The 24,426-nt window shown below is 49.6% G+C and carries 22 protein-coding genes and 1 pseudogene; 6 read left to right on the forward strand and 17 right to left on the reverse strand.

All coding sequences use genetic code 11. From position 1 onward, the window contains the following. Positions 1–7: 7 nt before the first annotated feature. The 3 genes from FGI41_RS09625 to FGI41_RS09635 form a co-directional block, all read right to left on the reverse strand. Entirely contained in the window at positions 8–940 is a 933-nt protein-coding gene (locus FGI41_RS09625; protein WP_139489895.1) for an RluA family pseudouridine synthase, read from the reverse strand. Positions 941–986: 46 nt separating this feature from the next. Then, complete coding sequence (gene lspA / locus FGI41_RS09630) at positions 987–1,457, reverse strand: signal peptidase II (protein ID WP_139489897.1); 471 nt, start codon at positions 1,455–1,457, stop codon at positions 987–989. A 134-nt stretch (positions 1,458–1,591) separates the two neighbouring features. Continuing rightward, a complete protein-coding gene (locus FGI41_RS09635; RefSeq protein ID WP_139489899.1) occupies positions 1,592–2,257 on the reverse strand; it encodes a serine/threonine protein kinase in 666 nt (221 codons plus the stop codon). A 175-nt stretch (positions 2,258–2,432) separates the two neighbouring features. Between FGI41_RS09635 and FGI41_RS09640 the strand changes: the two genes are divergently transcribed. Continuing rightward, positions 2,433–2,774: a hypothetical protein gene (locus FGI41_RS09640; RefSeq protein WP_139489901.1), complete on the forward strand. Its 342-nt coding sequence runs from the start codon at positions 2,433–2,435 to the stop codon at positions 2,772–2,774. Positions 2,775–2,919: 145 nt separating this feature from the next. Here FGI41_RS09640 and FGI41_RS09645 read toward each other — a convergent pair whose 3' ends face one another. From FGI41_RS09645 to FGI41_RS09680, 8 genes are all read right to left on the reverse strand, one after another. Next, complete coding sequence (locus FGI41_RS09645; RefSeq protein WP_255298406.1) at positions 2,920–3,750, reverse strand: carbonic anhydrase; 831 nt, start codon at positions 3,748–3,750, stop codon at positions 2,920–2,922. A 241-nt stretch (positions 3,751–3,991) separates the two neighbouring features. Further along, positions 3,992–4,600 (reverse strand): hypothetical protein, encoded by a 609-nt coding sequence (locus FGI41_RS09650; protein WP_139489905.1) that lies wholly within the window; start codon positions 4,598–4,600, stop codon positions 3,992–3,994. Positions 4,601–4,621: 21 nt separating this feature from the next. After that, entirely contained in the window at positions 4,622–5,182 is a 561-nt protein-coding gene (locus FGI41_RS09655; protein WP_139489906.1) for a matrixin family metalloprotease, read from the reverse strand. A gap of 414 nt (positions 5,183–5,596) precedes the next feature. Next, positions 5,597–7,567, reverse strand: coding sequence for a glycoside hydrolase family 15 protein (locus FGI41_RS09660; protein WP_139489908.1), 1,971 nt, complete (start codon positions 7,565–7,567; stop codon positions 5,597–5,599). Positions 7,568–7,589: 22 nt separating this feature from the next. Continuing rightward, entirely contained in the window at positions 7,590–9,983 is a 2,394-nt protein-coding gene (locus tag FGI41_RS09665) for a sugar phosphate nucleotidyltransferase (protein ID WP_139489909.1), read from the reverse strand. 23 nt (positions 9,984–10,006) lie between these two features. Beyond that, positions 10,007–12,877, reverse strand: coding sequence for a 1,4-alpha-glucan branching protein domain-containing protein (locus tag FGI41_RS09670; RefSeq protein WP_255298407.1), 2,871 nt, complete (start codon positions 12,875–12,877; stop codon positions 10,007–10,009). Further along, a complete protein-coding gene (locus FGI41_RS25415) occupies positions 12,874–13,758 on the reverse strand; it encodes a DUF4912 domain-containing protein (RefSeq protein WP_255298408.1) in 885 nt (294 codons plus the stop codon). Before FGI41_RS25415 ends, FGI41_RS09670 begins: the two co-directional genes overlap by 4 nt. A gap of 460 nt (positions 13,759–14,218) precedes the next feature. Continuing rightward, positions 14,219–14,584 carry a (2Fe-2S) ferredoxin domain-containing protein gene (locus FGI41_RS09680; RefSeq protein WP_139489911.1) on the reverse strand — a complete coding sequence of 122 codons (366 nt, stop codon included), beginning with the start codon at positions 14,582–14,584 and terminating at the stop codon, positions 14,219–14,221. 270 nt (positions 14,585–14,854) lie between these two features. On the opposite strand from FGI41_RS09680, the gene FGI41_RS09685 reads away from it, so the two are divergent. Further along, the gene (locus FGI41_RS09685) at positions 14,855–15,064 is read left to right on the forward strand and encodes a hypothetical protein (protein WP_139489913.1); all 210 of its coding nucleotides are present in this window, start codon (positions 14,855–14,857) and stop codon (positions 15,062–15,064) included. Positions 15,065–15,104: 40 nt separating this feature from the next. On the opposite strand, the gene FGI41_RS25420 is transcribed toward FGI41_RS09685, so the two are convergent. The 5 genes and pseudogenes from FGI41_RS25420 to FGI41_RS09700 all read right to left on the reverse strand — a co-directional run. Beyond that, positions 15,105–15,233 carry a hypothetical protein gene (locus tag FGI41_RS25420; protein WP_255298409.1) on the reverse strand — a complete coding sequence of 43 codons (129 nt, stop codon included), beginning with the start codon at positions 15,231–15,233 and terminating at the stop codon, positions 15,105–15,107. Positions 15,234–16,005: 772 nt separating this feature from the next. Then, entirely contained in the window at positions 16,006–16,638 is a 633-nt protein-coding gene (locus FGI41_RS09690; RefSeq protein WP_139489915.1) for a hypothetical protein, read from the reverse strand. A 27-nt stretch (positions 16,639–16,665) separates the two neighbouring features. Further along, the gene (locus FGI41_RS09695) at positions 16,666–17,478 is read right to left on the reverse strand and encodes a toll/interleukin-1 receptor domain-containing protein (protein ID WP_176560201.1); all 813 of its coding nucleotides are present in this window, start codon (positions 17,476–17,478) and stop codon (positions 16,666–16,668) included. Between the two features lie 253 nt (positions 17,479–17,731). Continuing rightward, positions 17,732–18,010: a topoisomerase C-terminal repeat-containing protein gene (locus FGI41_RS25780; RefSeq protein ID WP_438358019.1), complete on the reverse strand. Its 279-nt coding sequence runs from the start codon at positions 18,008–18,010 to the stop codon at positions 17,732–17,734. 288 nt (positions 18,011–18,298) lie between these two features. Then, positions 18,299–20,239 (reverse strand): annotated as a pseudogene (locus FGI41_RS09700) (DNA topoisomerase III); the annotation flags it as partial. Positions 20,240–20,419: 180 nt separating this feature from the next. On the opposite strand from FGI41_RS09700, the gene FGI41_RS09705 reads away from it, so the two are divergent. The 4 genes from FGI41_RS09705 to FGI41_RS09720 all read left to right on the forward strand — a co-directional run bounded on the left by FGI41_RS09705 (position 20,420) and on the right by FGI41_RS09720 (position 23,680). Next, on the forward strand, positions 20,420–21,097 hold the full coding sequence (locus FGI41_RS09705; RefSeq protein ID WP_139489919.1) for a TerC family protein: 678 nt from the start codon (positions 20,420–20,422) through the stop codon (positions 21,095–21,097). A 130-nt stretch (positions 21,098–21,227) separates the two neighbouring features. Continuing rightward, positions 21,228–21,878, forward strand: a complete 651-nt coding sequence (locus FGI41_RS09710) for a hypothetical protein (protein ID WP_139489920.1) — start codon at positions 21,228–21,230, stop codon at positions 21,876–21,878. A gap of 185 nt (positions 21,879–22,063) precedes the next feature. Beyond that, complete coding sequence (locus FGI41_RS09715) at positions 22,064–23,143, forward strand: NAD(P)/FAD-dependent oxidoreductase (RefSeq protein ID WP_139489922.1); 1,080 nt, start codon at positions 22,064–22,066, stop codon at positions 23,141–23,143. Between the two features lie 18 nt (positions 23,144–23,161). Continuing rightward, entirely contained in the window at positions 23,162–23,680 is a 519-nt protein-coding gene (locus FGI41_RS09720; protein ID WP_139489923.1) for an NUDIX domain-containing protein, read from the forward strand. 47 nt (positions 23,681–23,727) lie between these two features. Here the strand turns inward: FGI41_RS09720 and FGI41_RS09725 are convergent, their stop codons facing one another. Beyond that, complete coding sequence (locus tag FGI41_RS09725; RefSeq protein ID WP_139489926.1) at positions 23,728–24,396, reverse strand: hypothetical protein; 669 nt, start codon at positions 24,394–24,396, stop codon at positions 23,728–23,730. Between the last annotated feature and the right edge of the window lie 30 nt (positions 24,397–24,426).

Below are 24,426 nucleotides of genomic sequence, written 5' to 3' on the forward strand. Positions count from 1 at the left end.
ATGTCAACTACAGTTTTCGTAAAAAGTCGGTCAGCTCCACAAGCTCAGGTGGCAATGGTGCTTCAAACTCCAGATACTCACCCGTGCGCGGATGCACAAAGCCCAAGGTCTTGGCATGGAGCGCCTGTCCATCCAGATCGATCAGCGGGTCTTTCTTCCCGTACTTCGGATCTCCGACCAGCGGATAGCCGATATACTTCATGTGGACACGGATCTGGTGCGTACGGCCAGTCTCGAGCTTCAGCTCCACAAGGGAATAGTCCTTGAAGCGCTCCATCACGAGAAAATGCGTGACAGCATTCTTGGAGTTCTCAAAAACAACCGCCATCTCCTGACGGTTCTTCGGATTGCGACCGATCGGCGCATCGATGGTGCCCATCTCATGCTGAATCACGCCATGCACGAGCGCCACGTATTTGCGGTTCACGGTATGGTTCTTCAGCTGTTCAGACAGGCCGAGATGAGCCTTGTCGTTCTTCGCGATCATCAACAGACCAGACGTATCCTTGTCGATGCGGTGTACGATCCCTGGGCGCAATACGCCATTGATGCCGGACAAGTCCTTGCAATGATGCATCAGACCATTAACCAGCGTCCCAGAGTAATGCCCTGGAGCCGGATGCACGACCAGACCGCGTGGCTTATTGACCACGACGACATCAGCATCTTCATAGACAATCTCCAAATCCATCGGCTCTGGCTTGATTTCCAGCTCGCGCGGAGGTGGTACACGAAGGGTGATCTCGTCATCCTGATGTACCTTGTAGTTGTTCTTCACCGGTTCCCCATTGACGGTCACACGGTCTTCTTTTACCCAAGCCTGCACCTGGGAGCGGGTCCATTCTTCATTCTGCAGAGTGATGAACTTGTCGATGCGCTCACCCTTATCCTCTGTCTCCACTGTCCAATCAAAACGTTCAAATACGGCTGTATCATTCATCAGATCACAAAACTCCTGTGTAAAAAGATTTAAGGGTAGTATGCCCTTATGCTTCTCCGTCAACCTTGGCTGTCCGCTTGGAATCTAAAAACACATCCAAGAGCAACAACCCGACACCAAACGTAATCGCCATATCGGCGACATTAAAAATCGGGAAGTTAATGATGCGGGCATCCAGAAAATCAACCACCTGTCCCGTAGTGGCACGGTCGATGAAGTTGCCGACCGCTCCGCCCAATACAAGTGACAGCGCCCACGCCACGCGCGGCTGGTTGCGTCCCATCCGGGTCAGTGCGACAATAATCCCGATTACCACAGCAATCGTAATGACGATAAAAAACAGACGCTGGTTCTGGAGCATCCCAAAAGCCGCGCCCAAATTGCGGTGGGAGGTCAGATGAAACACATCCTGGATCAATGGAATCGTCTCACCAATCTCCATATTGCTCTTGATCAGATACTTGGTCACCTGATCGACCAAAATAATCGCCGCTGCAACGATATAGTAGAGTAACATGCCCGGCCTCCTCTTAACCAAAACAATCCAAATTGACAATATACGAATTGTATCATGCCCACCTGTCAGTGACAACTTGCAGGAACCTTGCTCTGTCTGTTTTGGGACAATTTTTGTCCGATCTTTTGTCCGATCTATTTATCGTTCTTTTTGCCCAGGACCGTCCGCTTGATCAATTTATAAAACCGGTAGCCTTTCCGTACCCCATCGAGCATCCACAATGGGACTTTCCACCCACGGTCTTTGATGAACGGCAGGTATACCTTGTAGTAGGCTTTGCGCAGGTCACGCCACTTGGTATCTGGCTTGCCGGATTCGTTCAGATAGTCGGACACGTCGATGATATAGGCGTGTCCTTGGTACATCAGCACATTTTTGCCGTGCACGTCCTGCGGGAACAAGCCTTTGGCACGCGCCTCGCCCAATGCTTCCTCCGCTTCCTCAATTACATTTTCCGGGATCGGGATTCCATAGCGCACACAGTCAAACAGCGAAATCCCGCGCATCCGCTTGATCACCAGATAATTCTCCCCTGCCTGATACAATACGGGAAAATACTTCGACTCGCCCAAGCGTCGGTATACCTCCTGCTCCTCCTCAAAACCGGAACGGCCCGGCGCATACAGCTTCAGCACGACATCGGGATAATCCGGATGCTCGAAGACACCGGCATAGTTGCCTGCACCCACAACCGCCCACGGCTTCGGTACATAGCGCACCTGGACCGGGTCGATGGGAGAGGGTGCTTCCAGCTTAACCTCCCGCAAAAACGCATCGAGCACATCCTGATCAATTCGCATCTGTTCAACTCTCTCTTTCTGTTCCGTACCTGGATTCTTCTCAACTTATTGTAGCAGAGTGCAGGCGATAGATGAAGATTTGTTCTGTCACGAAATTTTTGTAACATTAGTACCTTGTCGTATATTTGTAGATAGGATATAAAAAAGTTATATTACGTGAAAGGGAGTGAATATTGTGAAAAGCAATAAGATCACAAAGAAGACTATGCTCGCCGCTCTTGCTGCATTCTGCATGGTCTCGTGGATGGACATGCCCCAGACGCAAGCGTTCAACAGCACCACTCTTACCTTCACCGAATCAAACAGTATGATGATGGGAGACAATGACTCGGGAGTACTCAGCAGCTTTGGCAGCTTGAATGAGACAGATGAGGTACATATTTATGAGAATAATCTGAATACAACGGATCATGATTGGACAGGCTTATTGATGCCGACATCCGGACTTACGAACTACTATACGGTCGAGCCGGATCAGTTATACCCGGAAGATCCAGATCCCAATACGTTTAAGTAGGTATCCGTAACAGGTGAGAATCGAAGTAGAAAGGACATGCTACCAACACGCTGAGCACTACCAACTGGCTCCAGTAATACCAGTAGGACAAAAGAAGGAAGGTACACGGTATCATACTGCGTATCTTCCTTTTTCATGTCCTGTTTCAATAAGAAACAACCCGCTCCTTCACCGGCTGCACCGGTCTTGCATTCATCGGAAAAATCGCCTGATACGCCGCAATCTGCTCCCTTGACATCTCAATCGGCTGCTCCAGCACGGTCCACTTCACGCCTTCTGAGCATGGCGGCGTCGTCAGTGAACCATTGTAACGGAACGACTTCCGATCCTCGGGCAACAACGTGTTCAGATCAATCGGCTCCACCAGTTCTACATCCTCTGTGTCCTCAGTCTTTGGCATACCCGACCAGATCTTCGCAATCGTCGGATTCTCAGCCCCTTCCTTGAGCATGACACCGAGTACGGCGAGGTGGCCTTGGGCATTCTTATGGACCAAATGTAGCTCCAGCGCGAAGTTCTGGCTGTTGAGCTGGTGCTCGCTCGGGGTGTGAAAATGAAACTGGGCCAGCTGATACGACTCGCTGTCAATGGTTATGATGTTATGCGGGTCTTCCGGGTTGGCTTGGATCGTATGACCGTTGTTGATGACGGTAAAAGGGGTCGGCTTGTAGCTGAGCGTAAATGCTTGACCGCCACCTGTACCAGTTGGCTTGACTTTTGCCGTCTCGATGTTGATCGGGGATTGTTCTTTACCGTTGACACAGGTGGCATAGTCAGGGCTGATGTCCCCCCAGTGCTCGGGAGCGCCTTCGCCTTCATATGACCAATGTACGTGCCCGGATGCCTGGTCGGCTGGCTGCTGGGCTGGTGGTTCGGTGGTTTGTTCTAGGGGTGGTTCTGTCGCTGTACCGCCGCAAGCGGTGAGGATCAGGCTGAGGGAGGTTGCAAGCAGAAACGGTTTTTGGGTCTTTCCCATCATATTTCTCCTTTCGGGCAGGTGCGATGATTCATCCATAGGGCGGTAACTCATTTGGAATTGTGCCCAGCTTTTGTTTCTGTAACACGCAGTACTGTTGGTCCTCCCAAAAGAAAGAAGGCGATCCCTCTCCCGCTGGAAATGCGGTGAATGGTTCGCCTTTTTTGATTGGAACAGGTGTCGGGCTGAAACGAGTTCCTTCTATAATATAGCTTCTATATCTGCTTGATGTGCGAAACTCTTATTCGCTGATGAGAGTTGCTTCATCGATGGTTGGTACTTTATCGGAAGCGATGTTTTCGAATACGGATGCAGAGTTAGCAGCGCCCTTGTTTTTGCTGTTGTTTTTGTAGATGTGATGGTAGTTGGAAAGCATGAGAACCTTTTTGCCGTGTTGCTTGGAGTAGGCGCTTGTCAGATAGAGGAGGTATTCCCCTTCTTCAAGTTTCGGCTGTTCGTCAAAGATTGGCAGAAGACCGGTATTTTTGCCGTCCACTTTTTGCGTTACGCCCACAGGTACCAGAAGTTCGACGACATCTCCTTTTTTGTATTTGTTGCCTGCTTCGTCTTTGAAAGCTTTTTCAACAGTGAGCTTGTAAGCACGGGACACCGTATATAAGTCCTTCTCATCTGGAATAGCTGTTTCTACTTCTTCATAATCGCCGGAAACTTGTGCTTTCATAATCGTGTTCGTATTTTTGGTGAGTTCATCCACCGTTTGATACCCAGGTACCAGCAAAGCAGCACCATGCTGATGATTATCCATGGACATCGCCGTAACACCTACACCAGAACCGATTCCAAGAAGAATTGCTAAACTGCTATATACGATCAAAGTTGTTTTTTTCATATCCATTCTCACCTTTTCTAATTAGTATCGGGCTGCCAAATCGTCTTTATCTTTCTGGGTTATACTAGTGTAACTGAAGGTTTTGTCCTTATTCATGACTGAATCTCCTGAATTATGCGCCAATCCCAAAGAGTGACCGATTTCATGCACCAACATTTGTACGCGTTTAGTGGTGGTCAGCGGATCTACCTCTGCAGATTGCATTCTGATTTTCACGTAGTAAGGTGTACCTGCAGTTGTATCATACATCAGCTTATCACTACTGTCGTAAGGATATATCATCGCGAAGAGATTGAGGTATGTAGCAGAGTCGTAAGAGAGATAGACTTCGACTCCTGTCGTGTTGGATACCAACAACGGATTGATCGCTGATCCTGAGACATTTCTCCATTTGGCAATCGCATCGTAGAAGTAGACTGACCAAGAACCGGTTGTATCTTTCATTTCGATTGTAGGGGTAACTGAAGAATTCCATTTCCAGGAAAACGTTTCAGCATAGACCTGAGAGGAAGCGATGGTAGATACAGAGAAAAGAGCGGCAAGGAGCACTTTTGTCTTATGCTTTTTGAAGAAGTTTATCATTTTTAAATCATTCCTTTGTTCATCATTTTGTTTGCATCACTTACAGGCTTTATATTAGCAACCCGTTACATGGTTGTAAATACTTTTTTAATTTAATTAAGTAAGTTTTTTACCTATTTCTGTGCTGTTTTCAACCTGTTTTTTCGTCCACTAATGAGAGATCTTGTAAAGTATGAGAGAAATATTTATCATAAAAAATGTGTTGATCGAATGATCCAAACTACTTTTTTTGCAAACCTTTTTGTTTAATATGGTTCAACATACAATTTCATACATATTAAAAGTAATGAAGTGATTTGAGCTTTTTTCCATCAAAAAAAGACTGGAGGCCTTTTCCGAAGAAATGTCCCCAGTCTCTATGTCTGTAAATTGCTTTTATCTCGACGCCCCCTCTATTCACGGAGGGACGCATCCCTATCCTTCCTTCAGCTCGCGGTACTTCTCCAGATACTTCAGCACGGTCAGCACCACCGTGGAATGCGACCAGGTCAATGGAGCAACTGACAGCGGTGCACCCGTGAACGGATCAAGCTGCTCGGACAAAAGTCCCGATTCCATCGTGTGCTGCTCGACCCAGCGCAATTTTTCCAGCGGTTCCTCCAGATCGGCAAGCGCCTTCGCCTTGGCGATCTCCCACTCGGCCACCCAGAGCGTGCAGATGATCCACGGATTGCCCGGCACGCGGTTGATGTCATGGGTCTTGCGGAAATAGTAGTCTCCTTGGTAGCGGGCATAGCCACCGACGGTTGTGTTGACCCGCAGACTTCGCTTGACCGCGTTCATCGTGGCTTCGACACGCGGGTCATCGGCTGGCAGGACGCCGAACGAGAAAAGGCTGAACAGCGAGGATTCCACCGTATAGTCCTTGACGATCTTCCCCTCTTTGCCCAGATAGATCCCGCGCAGAAAACGGCCTGCATCCTCGTCATAGAGGTGCTTGATCATCGCCTCTTTGATCTGCTCGGCGGCATGGTCATAGCGCTCAAAGCGGCGGTCATCCCCGAACAGCTGGGCGAATTGGGCAGCGGCTTTGAGTCCGGCGTAGGTGGATGAACAGGTGAAGGTAAAAATCCCGCGCCGCTCTTCCCACAGATCGTAGCTTGGGAGCGGCAGGTGAAGCTCGGGATGCATGTAAGTGTGCAGGAACTTGGCTGCCGGGCGGATCAGCGAGGCATAGAGCTGCTGGCAGGATTCGATCTGTCCGCTGCGCTGGTAATGCTCCCAGAGCGTGTACAGGACAAGTGCTGTCTCATCCTCCTGGATCGGCAGCTGCACCTCTCCATCCTCTTGGATAAATGGATGCCAGGAGGAGCCGACTGAGCCGTCCGGGTTGTATTTGTGCAACAGATAGCCGTCTTTGGTCAGGGCGTCGCGGCAGAATTCATAGAAGCGTGAGACCACCCCGTCATACCCAGCCTTGCTCATCGCCAGCGCCACCAACGCCCCGTCGCGCGGCCACATGTAGCTGTAGTGATCGCGGTTAAACTGGAGAATATCGGAATCGTTGGCCGCAATGATCGCACCGTTGGAATCAATCTGAGTGCGGACGGTGAGCAAGCTTTGCTTATACAGCCGGACGATCTCGGGCGGCAGATCGGCAAAATCACGGTTTTCTTTGTTCACCCAGCGTTGCCAATAGACCCCGATCCGGTTGAGCAGATGATCTGGATCGTTGTCGAGCACATACTGGTTCAGCTGACTGACCTGTTTGTATGAGTCGCCGACACAGAGCCAATAATACAGGGTCTGTTCGCTGAGCGGCTCCAGAAACAGACGGAACGAGATCGTCGAATCGACCGAGCCTTGGGCAATCGGGTTACCCTCCAGCACTCCATCCTCGGCATCCCGCCATGTTCCCTCTGCGTGATTGAAGCGCTTGACTCCGACACTGTACTGATGAATTCCGCCCTCCGGCGTCATCCCGTTGACCATGATGTAGGTGTTTCTTTTGTAGTGATAGACAGTATGAAGCAGGGGATCGTAGACAGCCGTATCCCCTACTTCTGTTTCTGACAGACTCAGATCGTGGTTAAAGAAAAGCCGGACTTCCCGCGCTTCATGACGGTCGTTTTTGACTGTGACGCGTTTGATGCAGATCGGATCACGCTGATGGACGCCGTCTGCGATGGAGAGGGTCAGCCCCAGCCGGTTGTGGATCGCACGCACATCGGTGACGAGCGATTCGTCCATGTATGTGAGGCTTCGTTGCCAGCCATCTTCGTCGAGCCAGCTGAACTGACCTTGAACCCAGACCCCTATCTTGGAGTAGTGGCCGCCTACGTGATTGAGTTGGCCCACATACGGGTAGTAGAGATCGCGCATGTGCAGCTTGTCGTCAAAGTTGATCAACAGTTTTCCGTTCCCGATCACCAGAGGTCTTGGCATGCTCTCACATCCCTTTTACGTTTTATTGCGCCTGTTGGAATTCAGAGATTCGGCGGGCAAAAGCGGATGCGAGGGTAGATGCGCTTTGCTGACAGGAGCCTTGCGAGATGACTGATACATGCGACTCTTCTGAATCAGGCAGGATGAGGACCCAGCCGTCGGGATCATAGACCTTGATGCCATCGACGAGCTCCAGGTGTTTGCCCTTCATCTCTTCCATCATCTTACGCATGACCTTCCCCTTCGATGCCCATGGGCAAAAGACGGACTTGCGCTCCATGAAGAAGGACGGCAGGCTTGCGACGATATCGCTTAAAGTCCTATCCTGTTTCGCCATGTAGGCAAGAGCCATCACGAAGCTGTGAATCGCGTCAAACAACGGGTGGAACCGCTCATCTGGCGCTACCTCCATCATCGCGCGCGGCGTCACCTTGGTGCGCACCACTTCGATATCAAGCACACGGGCGAGCGTCTCCAGCTCGGCAGGTGCACTTACCGGCAAGCCCACCTTATGCTCGACAGAGTGATCAAAGCAGGTGAGCAGTTGCATGGATAACATCTTCTCTGCTGTCAGGCGCTCACCGGTCTCTGTGTACAGGTGGAAGCGTTCGCCGTTTTTCTCGATCTTGATTGCCGCATCTGCACCTACACGGACAATGCCGTCCGCAATGCCACGGAACTGGACATTAACCCCCATCGCGGCAAACAACGGAGCCAAGAACGTCGGCAGGAAGCGCTGTTCGCAATCCACCAGCACGTTAAAACGGTGGCGGCGCAGCTCGTTGAGATCGACGAGAGAGAGCAATGCTTGCAGATACGCTTGTTGAACATTGTGCTCCACATGCAGACTGCCGAGATTGTCGGTGATCGAGCGGACATAGGTTTCCTGTGAGTAGGCATTCTCAATCTTGCGCTCATAATCACGGGTGATCGGCAGACCATTGTGATCGAAGAACTCGATGACGATCATCTTCTCATCGGTCTGCTCAGGCATGTGCAGATGAATCCCGCCTGCACAGCCGAAGCTGCGTACACCATAACGGGTGATCGGAGCGATCGAGACCCCGAAGTCAACCGTGTCCACCCCAGACGAGCACAGGCTGGTCATCATGCTGTGCTTGAGCAGCTGGGCAAACGGATGACCGCACGCAGACAGCGCGATTCTCGCTCCCGGCTTGAGCAGGTACGCATACGCGGAAGCCAGACGGGTGACGAATTCCGGCGTGATATCCACATTAGCGACCCCTTTGATGCCTTGATAGCCAAACATATTTTTCGCTACACTGCTGCCATAGATCAGGCTGGTCGTGACGGTCGCATTCTCCTCCACGGCCTTGTGTGCGTAGATTTTGACATTGCTCTTGATGTGGGATTTGCGGGCGAGACGGGCATGGTCACCAATCACCGCCCCCTCCCCGATGATCGCGCTCTCCCCGACTGTCACATTGCGGCAGAGGGTGGAGCCGTTCATCTCTACTTTTTTCGCCAGGTAGGCATTCTCCCACATGATCGCTTGGGAGAGCTTCGTACCTGTGCAGATCGTCGCACTGTTGCCGATGATCGAGTACGCGCCGACCGCTACACCGGATTGCAGATGGCTCTTCTCCCCGATGTAGGCAGGGCCTTCGATCCGTACTGATGAATCGATGCGTACCCCCTGCTCCATGAAGATCCGGGGCGCAACCTCCTGCGCCTTGATCTCCACGTTGACCATCCCGTCGAGCATGTCAAACTGTGCTTGGCGGTAGACCTCCATCGAGCCGATATCAGACCAGTAGCCTTCGGCGGCATAGCCGTACATCGGTTTGTTGTTTTGCAAAAAGAACGGAAACAGGTCTTTGGAGAAATCCAGCTCCACTCCCGGTTTCATGTAGCCAAAAATCTCCGGCTCCAAGATATAGATACCGGTATTGACCGTGTCGCTGAAGACCTCGGACCAGGATGGCTTCTCTAGGAAACGGGTGATGGAGCCAGCCGCATCGGTCATTACCACGCCGAATTCCAGCGGATTCTCCACTTGTGTCAACACCAGTGTCGCCAGTGCTTCCTTTTGCTCATGGAATTGAATCGCCTTGGTCAGGTCAAAATCGGTTAAGGCGTCGCCGGAGATGACGATGAAGCGCTCATCGAGGAACTCCTCGCAGTTCTTCACACTGCCCGCCGTCCCGAGTGGTACATTTTCTTCGAAGTATTCAATATGAACACCGAAGCGGGAACCGTCACCGAAGTAGCTTTTAATCACTTCCGGGAGGTACTGGATCGTCACGGCGATCTCCGTGATTCCATGCTTTTTCAGCAACTCCACAATATATTCCATACAAGGACGATTTAACAGCGGTACCATCGGTTTTGGTGTATGGGATGTGAGTGGTCGCAGTCGTGTACCTTTACCGCCCGCCATGATGACAGCCTTCATTATGTTGGTTCCCCCCTTGATTTTTAACGAACAGAGAGCGCCGGCAGCATCTCTTGGTAGAGTACTAGTGTATCCTTGGCGATTCTGTGCCAGTTATAACGGACTTGTACCTCGGCAAGTGCTTGGTCCGCCATCTCCCTTGCCTCTTTTGTATGTTCAAGCACCCAGTTGACTTGCGTGATGAGCGATTGGACATCGCCCGGATACATCTTGACCCCGTTTTCTCCATGACGGACAATGCTGCCCAGTCCACCAGTATCAGCGACCAATAACGGTGTCCCATGTGACATCGCTTCGAGTGCGACGATGCCAAACGGCTCATACAGACTTGGGAAAATCGCCAAATCAGCCAGTCGCATCAGGGAATCACGGGTAGCGTCATCGACGAATCCGAGAAACAGTGCCTTCTCCCCAAGTCCAACTTCCCAAGCTTGGTGTTTCAGTTGATCCAGCATCGGGCCCTTTCCACCGAAGATAAATTTGGCCTCCGGATGCTTCGCCAGAATCGCCGGGGCTGCTTCCATGATCAGATCCAGACCTTTTTCCCGGACCATGCGCCCGACGTAGAAAATGATTTTTTCATTCGGGTTGGCAAATCGCGGTCGGATCTCGTGGATCGCCTGTAACTCGGACTCGGTCGGTGCAGGTGGCACTTCGATCCCATTCGGAATGACATCGATCTTGTCAGCAGGCAGTTGAAAATGGCGGATCATCTCATCCTTCATATAATCGCTGCAGGCAATCACACGCCAGGATTCATACGTCAGCTTCCATTCGTAATGATGAATCCGGTGTTGCAGCGGCGTATGCAATCCTTGGTTGCGCCCATGCTCCATCGCGTGAATGGTCGAGAGCAACGGATACTGGTAACGCTGTTTGGCCTCAATCGCGGCAAACGAAACCAGCCAGTCATGCGCATGAATCAGATCAAAATGGATGCCTTCCTCCGCATAGCGCGCAAGCTCATCTACCATCGCGAGATTTAACTGGAACACCCAATCAAAAAAGTCGCTTCGCCCGTTCGGCTGGTAGGTCGGCAGACGGCGTACATGAATCCCCTCCATCACTTCCCGCTCTGGTGCGTCCCAAGCGGCACAGGTCAGCACATGCACCTCGACATTTTGCAGCACGAGGTGACGGGAGAGATCATAGACAGCTTTCGACAGTCCCCCTACCGTCATCGGCGGGAACTCCCAGCTGAGCATCAGTACGCGGGCTACCGGCTCTTGTCGAACAGATGTGGCGGCAATATAGGTCTTCGACACGTCTACTTTATGCCCGTGTTTGGGTAAATAGTACCTTGGATTGATATCAGGAAAAACAGGAAAAGCCTGTTCCATCGCGGTTAATTGGGCGTCGTCGAGTTTACCTTGGTTGAATTGTTCTTGGATCTGGTAAAAGCGCACTAGGTGGTCATGGGTCCGCTTAACGGCGTATTCCACCATCGACTGGTTGTCCATGATGAAGGCCCAGTCACTGCTCTGTGCCAGCATCAGCTCGCGGGCCATCTGCTGCAGGGCGCGCTCTTGCAGTGGAGTCAGTACTTGACCTGACGCATCGCTTGTCATGACAGCCTCCACCATCAGACGCTCAGCCCGATGCAGATGACGGTATATCCATTCATTTGTCTCATTGAGCCATACTTCTCCATAGCCGTTACGACCCCATGAGCAGGTAGGCAGACGGCCATAGTCGTTGAAGTCTGGGTATTCCGCCAGATAATCAGACGGCGTCACCATGCGCAGAATCTGGGTATCATAGGCGATTTTGCGGCACAGGTAATCGATGAACATCGGGCCTTCGTACCACCAGTGGCCGAACAGCTCTGCATCATAGGGGGCAACCACAATCGGCTTGCGGTCCATATGGGCAGACAGATGCTCCACCTGACGTTCGCGGTTATACATGAAGTTGCCCGCGTGAGCAGCCGCCTTTTCGCGCGCCCAGTCTGGGTTGTAGACGTCTTTTGGCTGATCCTTGCCGGTGATACGGTGATACTTCAAGCCTGTATTGATCCGAAAACCTTCCGGATGTACATATCCTTTGATATACTCCCAGTCCAGATCATAACCGATATCCCGGTAATACTCGCGGTAATCCGCATCCCCCGGATAGCCTTCCTGTGCGCTCCAGACCTGCTTGGATGACTCGATATCCCGGGCAAAAGCCGCTACGCCATGCTCGGTAAAGAGCGGTGCATACACTCCGCGGCGCGGCTTCGGTGTCGCATGCTCAATGCCATGCGTATCCACGAAAAAGAACTGAATCCCCGCTTCTTTGAGCATCCGGTCTATCCCTGGTGTATAAGCACACTCTGGCAGCCAGATCCCGCGCGGCTTGACACCAAGAATCCGCTCATGTGTCTCTACACCAGTCATGATCTGCGCCCGGATCGCTTCCTCTGTCTCGACAAAAGGCAAAAACGCATGGGTCGCCGAGCAGGTAATCAATTCAAGCGCCCCCGCCTCCTGCAGCTGGCGGAACGCCGGGATCAGATTGAATTGGTACTTCCCGCAGAACGCCGCAATCTCGCGGAAACGCTCCAGATACATCTTGGCGACGCGGTACTCTTTGGGACGGTCGGTCGTGCGCTTGCACTCTTTTACCGCCAGCTCCATCAGAGTAGCCAGATGGTTCTTAAAGCGCACCTGGATCAGCGGGTCAGCAAGCATAGATAAAAGCGGTGGTGACATCGCCAAGGTCAGGCGGAATGGCACCTGCTCCGCTGTTAATTTTTCAAAAACAAGCAAAAGGGGTACGTAGGTCTCCAGCATCGCTTCATAGACCCAGCGCTCCTCCAGATAATCATCGCGGTCCCCGTGACGCACGTATGGCAGATGGGCATGCAGCACGAGCGCGAGATAGCCTTTTTCCACTGTCGACACCTCACTCATTTGGAATACACCGTATAGGATGAGAAGTTTTCAAACCAAGCCGGTTGACTCGGATTTGAGGCAGGCGACACCAGTGGTTCTCCCCAGCCCGCAGGCGTATTGCGTGGTGTCGCGACAGGCTGCGAACGCAAAATCGGGCAAAACTTGCCTTCATGGAACAGCCCAAAATCAACTATGTACGTACGTCCCGGCTGCATCTGTGGCACAAACCACGAGCGGGCGTCACTGTGCACGATGACATCCTTGTGCCAATGGGCATTGGCCCCGTCGAAGTACAGGTCGGTTACGTCATAGATGCGTAAGCCTTTTTGGATGTAGCGGTAGTCGGCCTGCAGATAGGAGGCGACCATCCGCATCCGCGCCCAAGTAATCTCCCAGTATGCGTAGAGAACCGTCGGGCCTTGTGGCATCGCCTTGCAGACACTGTCTCCGTAGAAGTCCGAAAGCTGCCAGCCGGTTGGGCGGGAGGATTGCAGGAGCTGGGATTGGGTAGCTTCTGAGAAAAACGGAAGCGTAAATGCTTGCGAGATTTCATCAGAAGATTCAAAAGCATCTGTCATTAATTCTTGAACAGGTTTGGTGACTTCATCTGTATGGAGGGTGGCAGGAGCGTCTTCCACTACCTCAGTCTCGATCACTCCATCCACAGCGCAGGCCTCTGCATCTGGATCATCCATCTCTGATTGTCCTTTTGCGCCTTCCAACGCGGCTGCGGCTTGTGCTCTGGCTAAAGCCAGCTCCATCTCGATGGCTGTCTGTTCTTCCTGTATTTTATGTCTACGCAATTGGTATTTCACTTGTCCGAGCGTCAGACCACATGCGTCCGCGATTTCTTGAACTGTTAGTGATTGTGAGCGAAGTTCCATGATACGTTCAATCATTTGGGTGCGCTCCTTTCTCCGTGTCTACGTGGATTAGTATACCGAAAGCCGTCAGGAAAGGCTGTCGATTCGTAGGCGCATAGATTTTCTTCTTTTGTCGACCAACATGTGTTATTTTCGTGACCGTCGGTGATTGTGTCGAGATATCACAAAATGTGCATGAACATGGGACAAAAAAATATCCTGCCATCAAAGGGATGACAGGACGTTGTGGTTATAGGATTTAGCTTTGGTTGGATGCTGAGGAGTTGTTCGGAGGATGACCAGTGGATGATCGGATTTGGATTGGAGTGCTTGTTTTCTGACGGGTTTCGATGTCGCCGCGTGGCTTGGTGATTTGGCTGATTTTGTTGGTAGAGTTGGGTTGGTAACGCTTTCTTGTAAGCTTGCTTTATGATTGGTTGACTATATTTTTGCTTGTAACTCTCTTAATTCTTGCGTGAATTTTTTTGACGGTTGCTTACCTTTTTGGAGACTCGTTCGTTTTTTTCTGTTCACTGGTTTGGAACGTATTCCCGTCATAATGAAAAGAAACCAGCTCTTCGACCGGTTCGCCTGCGAGCAAATGTTGTCGGACGATCTTTGGGGCGTCCTCCACTCTGACATCCCTGTACCAGATGCCTTCAGGGTAGACGGCGACGACACAGGAATCCACGCAGCGGCCGTTGCAGAGGGTTTTGGTCGAGTGGATGAAGTCGTCTGCGCCGACACGGGCGATCTCATCGCGGATCGCTTGGGTGACGGCTTCTGCGCCCTTTTTGCTGCAGGTCCCGCCGTTGCAGAGGATGAGGTGGCGGGTGACGGTGGTGAGGTTCTTGATGGGCATGGGGTGGGTCGCTCCTTTTTGGGTGTTGGGTCTGGGATTGGGGTGGGAGATGAGGTTGAGAATGCTTACGTATATAGATGTGGAAACGGATGAGATTCGGGAGTAAATGGACTTTGCCCAATCGCTTGGCTAATTCGATTATTTCTGTGAGTTCTGCTGATACAGTGAGTTTTGTTTGTTGAGAAAGTTTCCATTGTTCCATTGTAGCAAGGTTCGGCATAGATTTCAGCAGGAGAAGTGTAGGTATTGTAAAGGTCAGGAGGGGTGGGTTTGAAAAGGGTTGTTGTTGTGCTTTTGGCGGTGTTGCCAGTGGTTTGCGGTGTGAGCTATTGGCTGGGATATGGGAATGTGGCGTTTTATGCGGGGTTTTTGTGGTTCTGTGTGGTGTCGTGGACGGCGCGGGTGGTGGGGATGGAGAATGAGTTGTATGTGGAGCGGGCTGCCAGGGGGCGGCGTAAGGATGAGGAGCGATTATTATAAAGAAAAAACCCTTCAAAACTTCAAGTGTTTTAGTTCGTCATTATGGATGATCCTCTGAATTCATAAAAGGAGCGCAAGAAGCTTCTTCATCTTTAAATACTTTCGGATCAATATTTCTAGAAATAACAATAACAATAGGTCTTCCATATTTAGGATCTGTTTCACTCACTGAGGCATCCAGTTCGATCTCTTTTTCAAAAGTCGAAAAAAGACCTGATTAAACGGTTTTTAAATTTACCCGACCAGTTTGTTTTGATTGAGTGGATCAAGTAAGGTTAACAGCGTGAGGATCATATTCATTCTGTTGGTCCATGTAAAACTCAAAGCGATCTCCTGCAAAAAGATATCGATTATTCTGTTGGGGATGTGACCGCCCTGCCACTTCTGTAGAAAAGAGTAATGTTTGACCCATAATATAAACAGGTTCTAAAAATGAAAGAGAATCAGTCGCCAATCTTCCCTTGGATAATCGGAGATAGTTCCATGTCAGGTCATCTTCCGGCTTTAAACAGTGCTTCTCCATCATGTTCTTAAAAACTGCTCTGTTTAGATTTGGAAGTCTCCTTTCAAAGACAGAAAACATCTTGGTCGATTAATATACTTTTGGAATATCACTTAATCTTACAAAGGCACTAAACCCTTTCTTCCCGAGCCTGTTCAATGGTTTGCTTGTTATAGAAAGATTCGTACCCTGTTGCTATTTTGTTAAGAATTCCCACAAAATAATTGCTCTCTGTTTTGACTCCTTTCCAGCTTACTAATAATTTACGGGCGTTCAAAATGACAAAAACTCCCTTATTAAATAGTCTCTGCGTGTGCATAATAAACGTTTAACTAATGCAAAATTTTTAGAATAACGCACAAAAAATGAGGTCAATCAGTTTAATCTGATGACCTCATGATGAATATATTATACATAAAATACTAGTTCATCCAAAATTTTATATTAATAAATCTCTAGGGGCATTCATCTCTGTTTGGGAAATCCAATCAGCAACTCTATTTAGCATTTCTTGTACTTCATTATGGGTAAGACCCTCAATTTTGGCTATCTCCCATATTGAAGCTAGATAACTATCTACATTAGTTGGAAAAGAGATACTGTCATGCCTTAATGAAGCATATAATACTTTGTTATCATATAGTCCATCTTCACCACGGTAACTCAAGTGATTAATATACCATCCGTTCTCTGTTCGAGTCAATCTGTATAGGTCATGATGTCCCCAACGATTTGAGTAAATCCTAAATTCAAATTCATCGCCAATAGTCTGATCAATTGGATCATCATTTGCGGAAGTGTCCTCTAGGTATTCTAATAAGTCTTCTACTGGATGAATATGATTGTAGAATTCAGGATCTTCTGGCTGCATCCTTCTGTTTTTAATCATATATTCGTGATGTTTAGGTTTAGGTGTTAATTGCATGTGTAGTTCATGTGCTGCTATTTTCATTTTATTAAATGCTAACTCAACTTCGCCTCTTTCTTGATTTTGCCAGTTCTTTGCAATAAGCAAATTATCCTGAATTATTTTTTTAAGCTTCTCTTGCGCAGGAGTCAAATTAACCTTCATTGTAAAACCCCCTATTTATAAAAAATTTTACCACGGCAGAGCCTTTTGAGATCGAAATGTCACGTTAGCTTTGTCGTGTCTAGCTGCTGAATATTCAGATCCTCCACATTGGAACTCAATAAAAATAAGCTTATTTTCTTCATGAAATACCCATAAATTTGATGGTTCATCTTTTAAAACCAATTCGTTTCCATCAACATCATTCAGTTGAATTTCGATATATGTAAACTCAATTTGAGCAGTAGTTTCATTTATCGCTCTTAAAGCAACCTTAATTTTACCACTCCCCATATTTTTGACCGACTCAAAATTAATCCTTACAGAGCGATCGGCTTCTCGCTCTATTTTAGCGTATCCAGAAATTTCTTCTAAGCTAGAATCACGTACACTTTCCCAAATGTTATCGTTTAAATCTAAATTAAACTCTTGCAATATTGATCTTTTGAAATCATTTAATTTGCTTTTATCATCCAATCGATAAGAATTCCGGCTAGGGTCAACAGCTCCCTTAATTTCATGGAAAGAAAAGTTCGGTGTTATAAATGTCGAATACTTTTTATTTTGTACCCATGTTGCCCCCATCTCATTAAGACAAGCTGCACTTTTATAATAATTATGGGAAAGAACATAAATTACCCATACATTTCCATTTAATTCTCCCTTTAAATAATCATAAATATTAACATCTGGAGGGATACTAAATCCTGGATAAGAACTACAAACGATCTTAACCCCTGCTCTTTCAACTCCTGTAACCTTTATTAAATTAACAAGTTCATGTACATATGTTTCGTCTTTATGCGCGTGGCTAATTAGAATAGTATCTATTCGTTGAGACAATCCTATTTCATCCTCTCGTGCTTTAGCTAATTCTGCTGATCAACCATGCCGAAAATATATCCAGTATTTTATGCTAATTCCATATTGATGCACCCGAAATAATCATACTTTTTCTCCCATCATGATGCAATAGCAACTATAGAAGCATTCTCAAAAAGCGAATTAGTCGACAATAATAATTCCACTCAAATACGTATGAAGATTTATAAATTAATAAAGGACTTACTTATTTTGTAAGTCCCCTACCTTTATATTACTTCCCCTCAAACTCAAACCTCACACTCTTCCCCTGCTCATCCCACACCAGATAAGCATCAAACGTCTTCTCACCCTTCTTAAACCCTTTGATCAAATTACTCTTCCCTTTAGTAAGAATCCGCTTCGCATTCGTGGCGGAGACGGCTTTGCCGAGGATTTTCTTGCCAATCGTTAGCTTACACTGATTTTTGGTATAGTGTGAGCAGCCGTAAAAGTCGCCTTTGTCGATAATCTCCCCGTCGCACAGCTTACACGGACCGATGGAGTTGCCCATCGTAGATTTGGAGTCTGACTTGGCACTTGCATTTGTTTTGGCACTGGTCTTAGAACCAGCCGAGGCGGTCGCAGTTGCTGCCCCTCCCCCACCTGATGATCTCTCTACACCAGCGGCCACATAGCCGGAAGAATCAGAAGGATACCCATACGATCCGTACCCCTCCGACTCCCCACCAGAAGCACCACGCGAATTCCGCGTACCGCCTTTTCCTCGCGTTCCTCCAGTTCCAGCTCCTGTACCTGCTGATTCACGAGGCCCCCGCGAACCAGCTCCACCTTTTCCACCGCGCTCCCCTCTCTTCGGCAGCGCATCCAGATCAATCCCCTCAAACGTCCATGTCCGCGACTGCTCTACGGCATCCTCGATGATCTTCTGGGACAGCTTTTTCACCTGCTCCATGAACTCTTGCGGAGAAGCTTCGCCTTGGCCGATCTGGGAAAGACGCTGCTCCCACTTGGCGGTCATCTCCGGTGACGCGAGGATCTTATCCCCGATCGCTTCGATGAGCACCATGCCTTTTGGGGTGGCGAAGACTTGGTTTTTGGTGACAGAGATGTAGTTGCGGTCCTTGAGCATCGTGATGATCCCGGCGCGAGTCGCCTCGGTGCCGAGACCTTCGACACGCATGAGGACTTTTTCCAGCTCTTGGTCGCCTAAGTGTTTGCCGGCGGTTTTCATCAGGGTGATCAGCTGACCCTCGGTGTAGCGCTTGGGTGGCTGGGTTTTGCTTTCTTTGGCATTGGCTTTTTTGCAGGTACCTGTCTCGCCTTGTTCGAGCGGTGGGAGGAGCGTGTCGTCGAAATCATCTTGATTGTCCCCGTCCTCTTTGTCTGCTTTGCTGCCTTTTTTGCCTTTGCCGCTGCTCTTGGCGTCCTCGTCGCCGAAGATGACCTTGCGCCACCCCTCCTGGATCTGCTCGCGGCCCTTGGTGATGAACTCGGCGCGGCCGTCCACGATGGTCACTACGGTGGTGTAGTCGTAGATCGCGGCTTCGTAATGAGCGGCGATCAGGCGGCGGGCGATCAGGTCGTAGATTTTTCGCTCCTCGTCGGGAAGCTTGCTCACCTGTGGCACCTGCTCAGTCGGGATGATGGCATAGTGGTCGGTGACCTTCTTTTCATTGACAAACCGCTTGTTGCCCATCAGGGACTGGATCGGCGCGGGAAAAAGCCCCTGGTAATCCGTCTGGCGTCCCAGCTTTTGCAGAATCTCAGGAAAGGTCTGCGCCTCGCCCGGCGTGACGAACGCGGAGTCACTTCGCGGGTAGGAGATTACGCCTTTGAGATAGAGCTTCTGGGCGATGTCGAGCGTCTTTTTCGGGGAAAACTTGTACAGCTTGTTGGCCGTTGCCTGCAAAGACGACAGGTTGAACAGGTACGGCGGCAGGAATTCCTTGCGTTCTTTGGTCAGCTCCTTGACCTCGGCAGGCTTGTCCTGGCAAAAGGCAGCGATTTTTTCCGCCATCTGCGGGTCGTTGACACGGGTCTCGCCTTCCTTGCTGATCCATTTGCCATCGTATTTTTTCTTGCCCATCTGAAAAGTCGCAAAGACCTCCCAGAACGGCTCGGATTTGAAGTTGGCGATTTCCTTTTCCCGCTTGACCACCAGTGCCAGCGTTGGGGTCTGGACACGGCCTGCGGAGAAGACGTCGGACACACCCTTTTCCTTCATTAAAATGGTATAGATGCGGGAGGCGTTCATCCCGACGAGCCAGTCGGCACAGGCGCGGCTATAAGCCTCGAAGTAAAGCGGGCGGGTGTCTTCCTCTGTTAGCAGGTTGGCAAAACCGTCGCGGACGGCTTTCTCGGTGAGAGAGGAAATCCACAGGCGCTTCATTGGTTTGCGCGCTCCTGCTGTAGAGATGATCGTGCGGACAATCAGTTCCCCTTCGCGCCCGGCGTCACCTGCGATGATGATCTCGTCGACGTCAGGACGGTGCAGCAGTTGTTTAACGATGTTGAACTGCTTGTACTTGGACTTCATCACGCGGTAGCGGAATTTATCGGGGATCATCGGGAGCGTGGCGCGGGACCAGCGTTTCCAAGCAGGATTATATTCCTCCGGTGGAAGCAGCTCGCAGACATGCCCAACAGCCCATGTGACATAAGCGCCGCGTGGGAAAAATTCATTAGGGGCAATCTCGAGATACCCCTGTGTTTTTTTATGTTTGAACGGAGCGGCCAGCTTGGAGGCCTGATCCGGTTTTTCGGCAATGATTACTTTCATCTCGGTTTGACTCCTTTGGTCTTTCGGTAAAATAACGGACAGACAGAAAGAAGGACACAAACCATTATACTACCATGACAGGGACAAAAAAGGGACAAAAGAAATAAAAACATCCATCTAAAAACCTTTCCTAATGCTTCCCACCACTTTCGGGCATTCTACCCCTAAGAGGTGATTTTCGTGGACTTACTCAGTTCCGATTTTTGGATGGGCTTGCTTAGCATCGTCGTGATCGACTTGGTTCTCGCCGGTGACAACGCCATCGTCATCGGGATGACTGCGCGTAATCTGTCCAAGGATATCCAAAAGCGGGTCATCCTCTGGGGGACGATTGCAGCAATCATCGTCCGGGCTACCTTGACTGTTTTTGTCGTGTGGCTGTTGGAGATTCCGTTTCTCATGGTGGCGGGCGGCCTCTTGCTCATCTGGATTGCCTATTCCCTGCTCACCCAGGAAGAAAAAGAGGAAAACGTCGAGCCTAGCACCAACGTCTGGCAGGCCATCCGTACCATCGTGATTGCTGACGTGGTGATGGGCTTGGATAACGTGCTGGCAATTGCCGGGGCGTCGCATGGCTCCTTTATCTTGGTCATTCTGGGCTTGATGGTCAGCGTCCCGATCATGGTCTGGGGCAGTACGGTGATCCTGCGCTTCATGGAGCGCTACCCGATCATCATCTACATCGGGGCAGCGGTGCTGGCGTGGACAGCTTCGCAGATGATCACGGAAGAACCGGCATTCCACGATGTTCTGGCAGAGTACCCTGCGCTCAAATGGGGGATTACTGTGTTACTCGTAGCGGGTGTGCTGTTTTTTGGACGGATGCAAAACCGCAAAAAAAGCTCTTCTTCTGCCTAAGAAACAGCCCATGCCGCTGTTTCTTTTTGGCGTATTTGTGCTCGTTTCTGCATGATTTACCTGTATATAAAGCTTTCACTTTATGTTAAAATTTAACCTAAGGAAATGACTCGGAAAAGGAGGGAAAACGATGAAACGACTCCTCATCTTGATCGGTCTGGCCGCGATTGCCGTCGCGATAGCTTTTCCATCGTTTGCCACGGAACAAAAAACCGAGATCATCCGTGATGTCAAAGCTGGTCTCAATCTCCCCGAACAACAGGAAAACCCCGTCATCCTCCAGATCGGGAGCGAAACGGTAACGCAAAAAGAGTTCCAGACCTTCAAGGAATACCTAATCGCGAACCAAAAATTGACCAAATCCTCTGCCACCGTCACAGATGAATATGTGCTCAAAGAATATATATGCGACCTGCTCCTGTACGAAAAGGCAGAAGAATCCGGCGTCGTCGTCGATTTTGCAGAGGCCCAGCAGTATGCAAAGGAAATGCGTGCCCTGATCGAGAAGTCCGATGATGAGACGAAGCGCATTCAGGACAAGGTGATCGATGCGACCGGTCTTGATACCGAGACCTACTGGAACACCTATGCGCCGAAAATGTACCAGCAGCAGCTCAGCATCGAGAAGCTAATCACCCAGCTGTCCGAACAAGGGATGCTTGCGACCGGCAGTGACCCAAACACGCTGAAAAAAGCATATGAAGCGTATCGGGAGGAATTGTACCGCGCGGCGAAGCCAACGATTCAGATTTTACAGACAGACTTAGAGATAGCGTCATGATCCAGAGAGCCTGTACGAGTAGAGGGCTCTCTTTTTTGTGGGCTTTTTGGGCCTTCTAATCGCTCTTGTGCACGCTAGATGTACACGAAGCAAATACACGTGGAAGGAATTCCTTCATCTATATGGAATACACTAGTACAAGTGAAAGTATGGAACGAAATCCTTGAACGAAATGAGGAATCGGTGTGGAACACGTACAGGTGCTGATCGCAGGCGCCGGGATCGCCGGGATTTCCGCCGCAATCTGGTGCAGACGGCTTGGCCTCCAAGCGATCCTGATCGAACAAGAACCACACATCGGCGGTCAACTAAAAACCATCAAAAATACCATCTGGGACTTCCCTCCCCACCTCTACGCCAACGGGCTGGAGCTGCTCGACGAACTGAATCAGCATCAGGTGCTGGGTGAGCTCGATATCCGCCTCTCGGAGCGGCTGATCTCAATTGATCCTGTGAGCCATCTGGTACAGACAGACAAAACGCTATATCAGGCTGACTATCTCATCGCGGCCACTGGGGTGCGTGCCAATACGCTGACCGTGCTGGAAGGCGCCTCTTTTGTGCTGGCTCCTTGGTTCTCCACCACATCACAGGGCGAATTGCTCGCAGGCCGGCGGGTGCTGGTCGTAGGCGGTGGTGACCGTGCTGTCGAAAGTGCCTACAATATCTCCCCCTATGCCGAGCACATCTGGCTGGCTGTGCGTGGTGACAAGCTGCGTGCCCGTCCTGAGTGGGTGGAACGGCTGGATACTGTGCCAAATGTCACCGTGCTGTATGAGACAGAGGTGACGGGATATATCGAAGAGGATCAACTGCGTACGGCTGTGCAATTGCTGGAGTCTGCTTCTGAGCAGTGTGCCGGTGAGACTGCACTGTCTGATGACCAGGCTGCTCCCTCTAATGATCACGCTGCTCTGTCTGCCAATGCACCAAGTTCTCACTCTGGTGTTTCATCGCTTCTCCCAGATCCCCAGGCTACCCAGACGGGTGTCTTTCTAGAGATAAAAGGCCAGCAGATGCCTCTCTTCCTCCCCGTCGACAGGGTCATGCCGCGCATCGGCATCCGGGGCAACAGCGACGTGATGGAGCAGCTCAAGCAGTACGGCGAGGGTTTTATCCAGTCCGATGAGTACCAGGCTACCAGCTGCGGCTGGATTTATGCCATAGGGGACCTGACCAATGGCAGCGTCTATGCCAGTCTGTCGCTTGCTTCCGGTCAAGCGATGAAGGCGGTCAAACATATTTCATTGCAACTTAACAAGTAAAGGAGGCTAAGCGTTACCATGCATACTTTTTACGACAATCTGGGCAATCCCATGACGCTTACCTTCGATCCTGCCATCTACACGGAACGGGTCGCCAAGCATGTGCTGGTGTTTGCTTTTTGGGATGGAAAGCTGTTGTTTACCTTACATACGAAGCGCGGAATCGAGCTTCCCGGAGGCAAGGTGGAGCCGGGCGAGACCAGCATGGCTGCGGCGGTGCGGGAGACGTATGAAGAGACCGGGTGTACGCTGAGTTCGATTGAAAAGATTGGACAGTACACGGTGGAGATGGTGAAGACGCCGGATGGTGCTGAGAATCATGGCAATCTGATTGTGAAGGATATTTTTCTGGCTCATGTAGAAAAGCAGGAGCGGGAAATGATCGGCGGTACGGTTGGGGGATTGGTGTTGTTGGAACAGATTCCTTCGCCTGATGAGGTTCGGAATAATACGGAGTTTAGTCCGTTTTTGTATGATGAGGTGTATCCGTTGACTCTGCGGTATTTGGAGGAGCGGGGATTGTTGGGGGAACGGTAAGAGGCCCTGTGTCCTTTGGGAAAAGGATGCAGGGCTTTTTGTCGAGATCACATATAGTCTAATACATTTGAAATGGTGTCTCTTAATGTAATATAGGCCGGTTCGCTATAAGGCAATGTTTCTTCGTAAATTTCCTTTAGTGAACCCTTTAATTCTGATTCTTCATATTGAGTTAATTCATCATCCATTCTCTCGATAATTTCAAAAAAACCACCTAACTTTATACGTAAGTCTTCTTTGATATTGTTATTTTCTTCAACTAAGTCAATCCCATCGGGTAGTAGATGTTTACTAGCCTTATAAATAACGAAACCCATCATCTCTTCATTCTGTAACACAAAGGAAAAGTCTTCAGTCACCTTTATTTCAGTAGACGGGTTTATTCTATTCCATTTTTTTGAATATGATAATATTGTATCATCTTCAACATAGTACTCGGTAAAATCGGACAATTTACAATCGAAATTTTTGGCCTCACTTATTTTGATATTACCAAATTTATCTTCTATTAATCCTCTATCTATCTTATCCATTTTTACTGTTATTGGTTCGTTTAACTTTATTACTGCTCCTATAAATTCCAGGCCATCCCGATTAAATAATATAGTATCTGCATCGGACCACAACCAATTAAAACTTCCATAACTAATATTTTTTAATTCCTCTATTTCATTGTAATTTTTCTCCTTTCCAATCCATACAATTTGACTGGACAAGTACCACCTTACTTGTGTATTTTTGAAAAA

The sequence above is a fragment of the Brevibacillus dissolubilis genome (assembly GCF_006170445.1).
Taxonomy (GTDB): Bacteria; Bacillota; Bacilli; order Brevibacillales; family Brevibacillaceae; genus Brevibacillus_B; species Brevibacillus_B dissolubilis.

What these genes read in the sequence shown, in the direction of transcription:
- FGI41_RS09660 (WP_139489908.1), bottom strand. Translation starts at nt 7,567, where the DNA reads ATGCCAAGACCTCTGGTGATCGGGAACGGAAAACTGTTGATCAACTTT.
- FGI41_RS09645 (WP_255298406.1), bottom strand. Translation starts at nt 3,750, where the DNA reads ATGGGAAAGACCCAAAAACCGTTTCTGCTTGCAACCTCCCTCAGCCTG.
- FGI41_RS09665 (WP_139489909.1), bottom strand. Translation starts at nt 9,983, where the DNA reads ATGAAGGCTGTCATCATGGCGGGCGGTAAAGGTACACGACTGCGACCA.
- FGI41_RS25780 (WP_438358019.1), bottom strand. Translation starts at nt 18,010, where the DNA reads ATGGGCAACTCCATCGGTCCGTGTAAGCTGTGCGACGGGGAGATTATC.
- FGI41_RS09650 (WP_139489905.1), bottom strand. Translation starts at nt 4,600, where the DNA reads ATGAAAAAAACAACTTTGATCGTATATAGCAGTTTAGCAATTCTTCTT.
- FGI41_RS09655 (WP_139489906.1), bottom strand. Translation starts at nt 5,182, where the DNA reads ATGATAAACTTCTTCAAAAAGCATAAGACAAAAGTGCTCCTTGCCGCT.
- FGI41_RS09635 (WP_139489899.1), bottom strand. Translation starts at nt 2,257, where the DNA reads ATGCGAATTGATCAGGATGTGCTCGATGCGTTTTTGCGGGAGGTTAAG.
- FGI41_RS25415 (WP_255298408.1), bottom strand. Translation starts at nt 13,758, where the DNA reads ATGATTGAACGTATCATGGAACTTCGCTCACAATCACTAACAGTTCAA.
- lspA (WP_139489897.1), bottom strand. Translation starts at nt 1,457, where the DNA reads ATGTTACTCTACTATATCGTTGCAGCGGCGATTATTTTGGTCGATCAG.
- FGI41_RS09625 (WP_139489895.1), bottom strand. Translation starts at nt 940, where the DNA reads ATGAATGATACAGCCGTATTTGAACGTTTTGATTGGACAGTGGAGACA.
- FGI41_RS09670 (WP_255298407.1), bottom strand. Translation starts at nt 12,877, where the DNA reads ATGAGTGAGGTGTCGACAGTGGAAAAAGGCTATCTCGCGCTCGTGCTG.
- FGI41_RS09680 (WP_139489911.1), bottom strand. Translation starts at nt 14,584, where the DNA reads ATGCCCATCAAGAACCTCACCACCGTCACCCGCCACCTCATCCTCTGC.
- FGI41_RS09710 (WP_139489920.1), top strand. Translation starts at nt 21,228, where the DNA reads ATGAAACGACTCCTCATCTTGATCGGTCTGGCCGCGATTGCCGTCGCG.
- FGI41_RS09720 (WP_139489923.1), top strand. Translation starts at nt 23,162, where the DNA reads ATGCATACTTTTTACGACAATCTGGGCAATCCCATGACGCTTACCTTC.
- FGI41_RS09690 (WP_139489915.1), bottom strand. Translation starts at nt 16,638, where the DNA reads ATGAAGGTTAATTTGACTCCTGCGCAAGAGAAGCTTAAAAAAATAATT.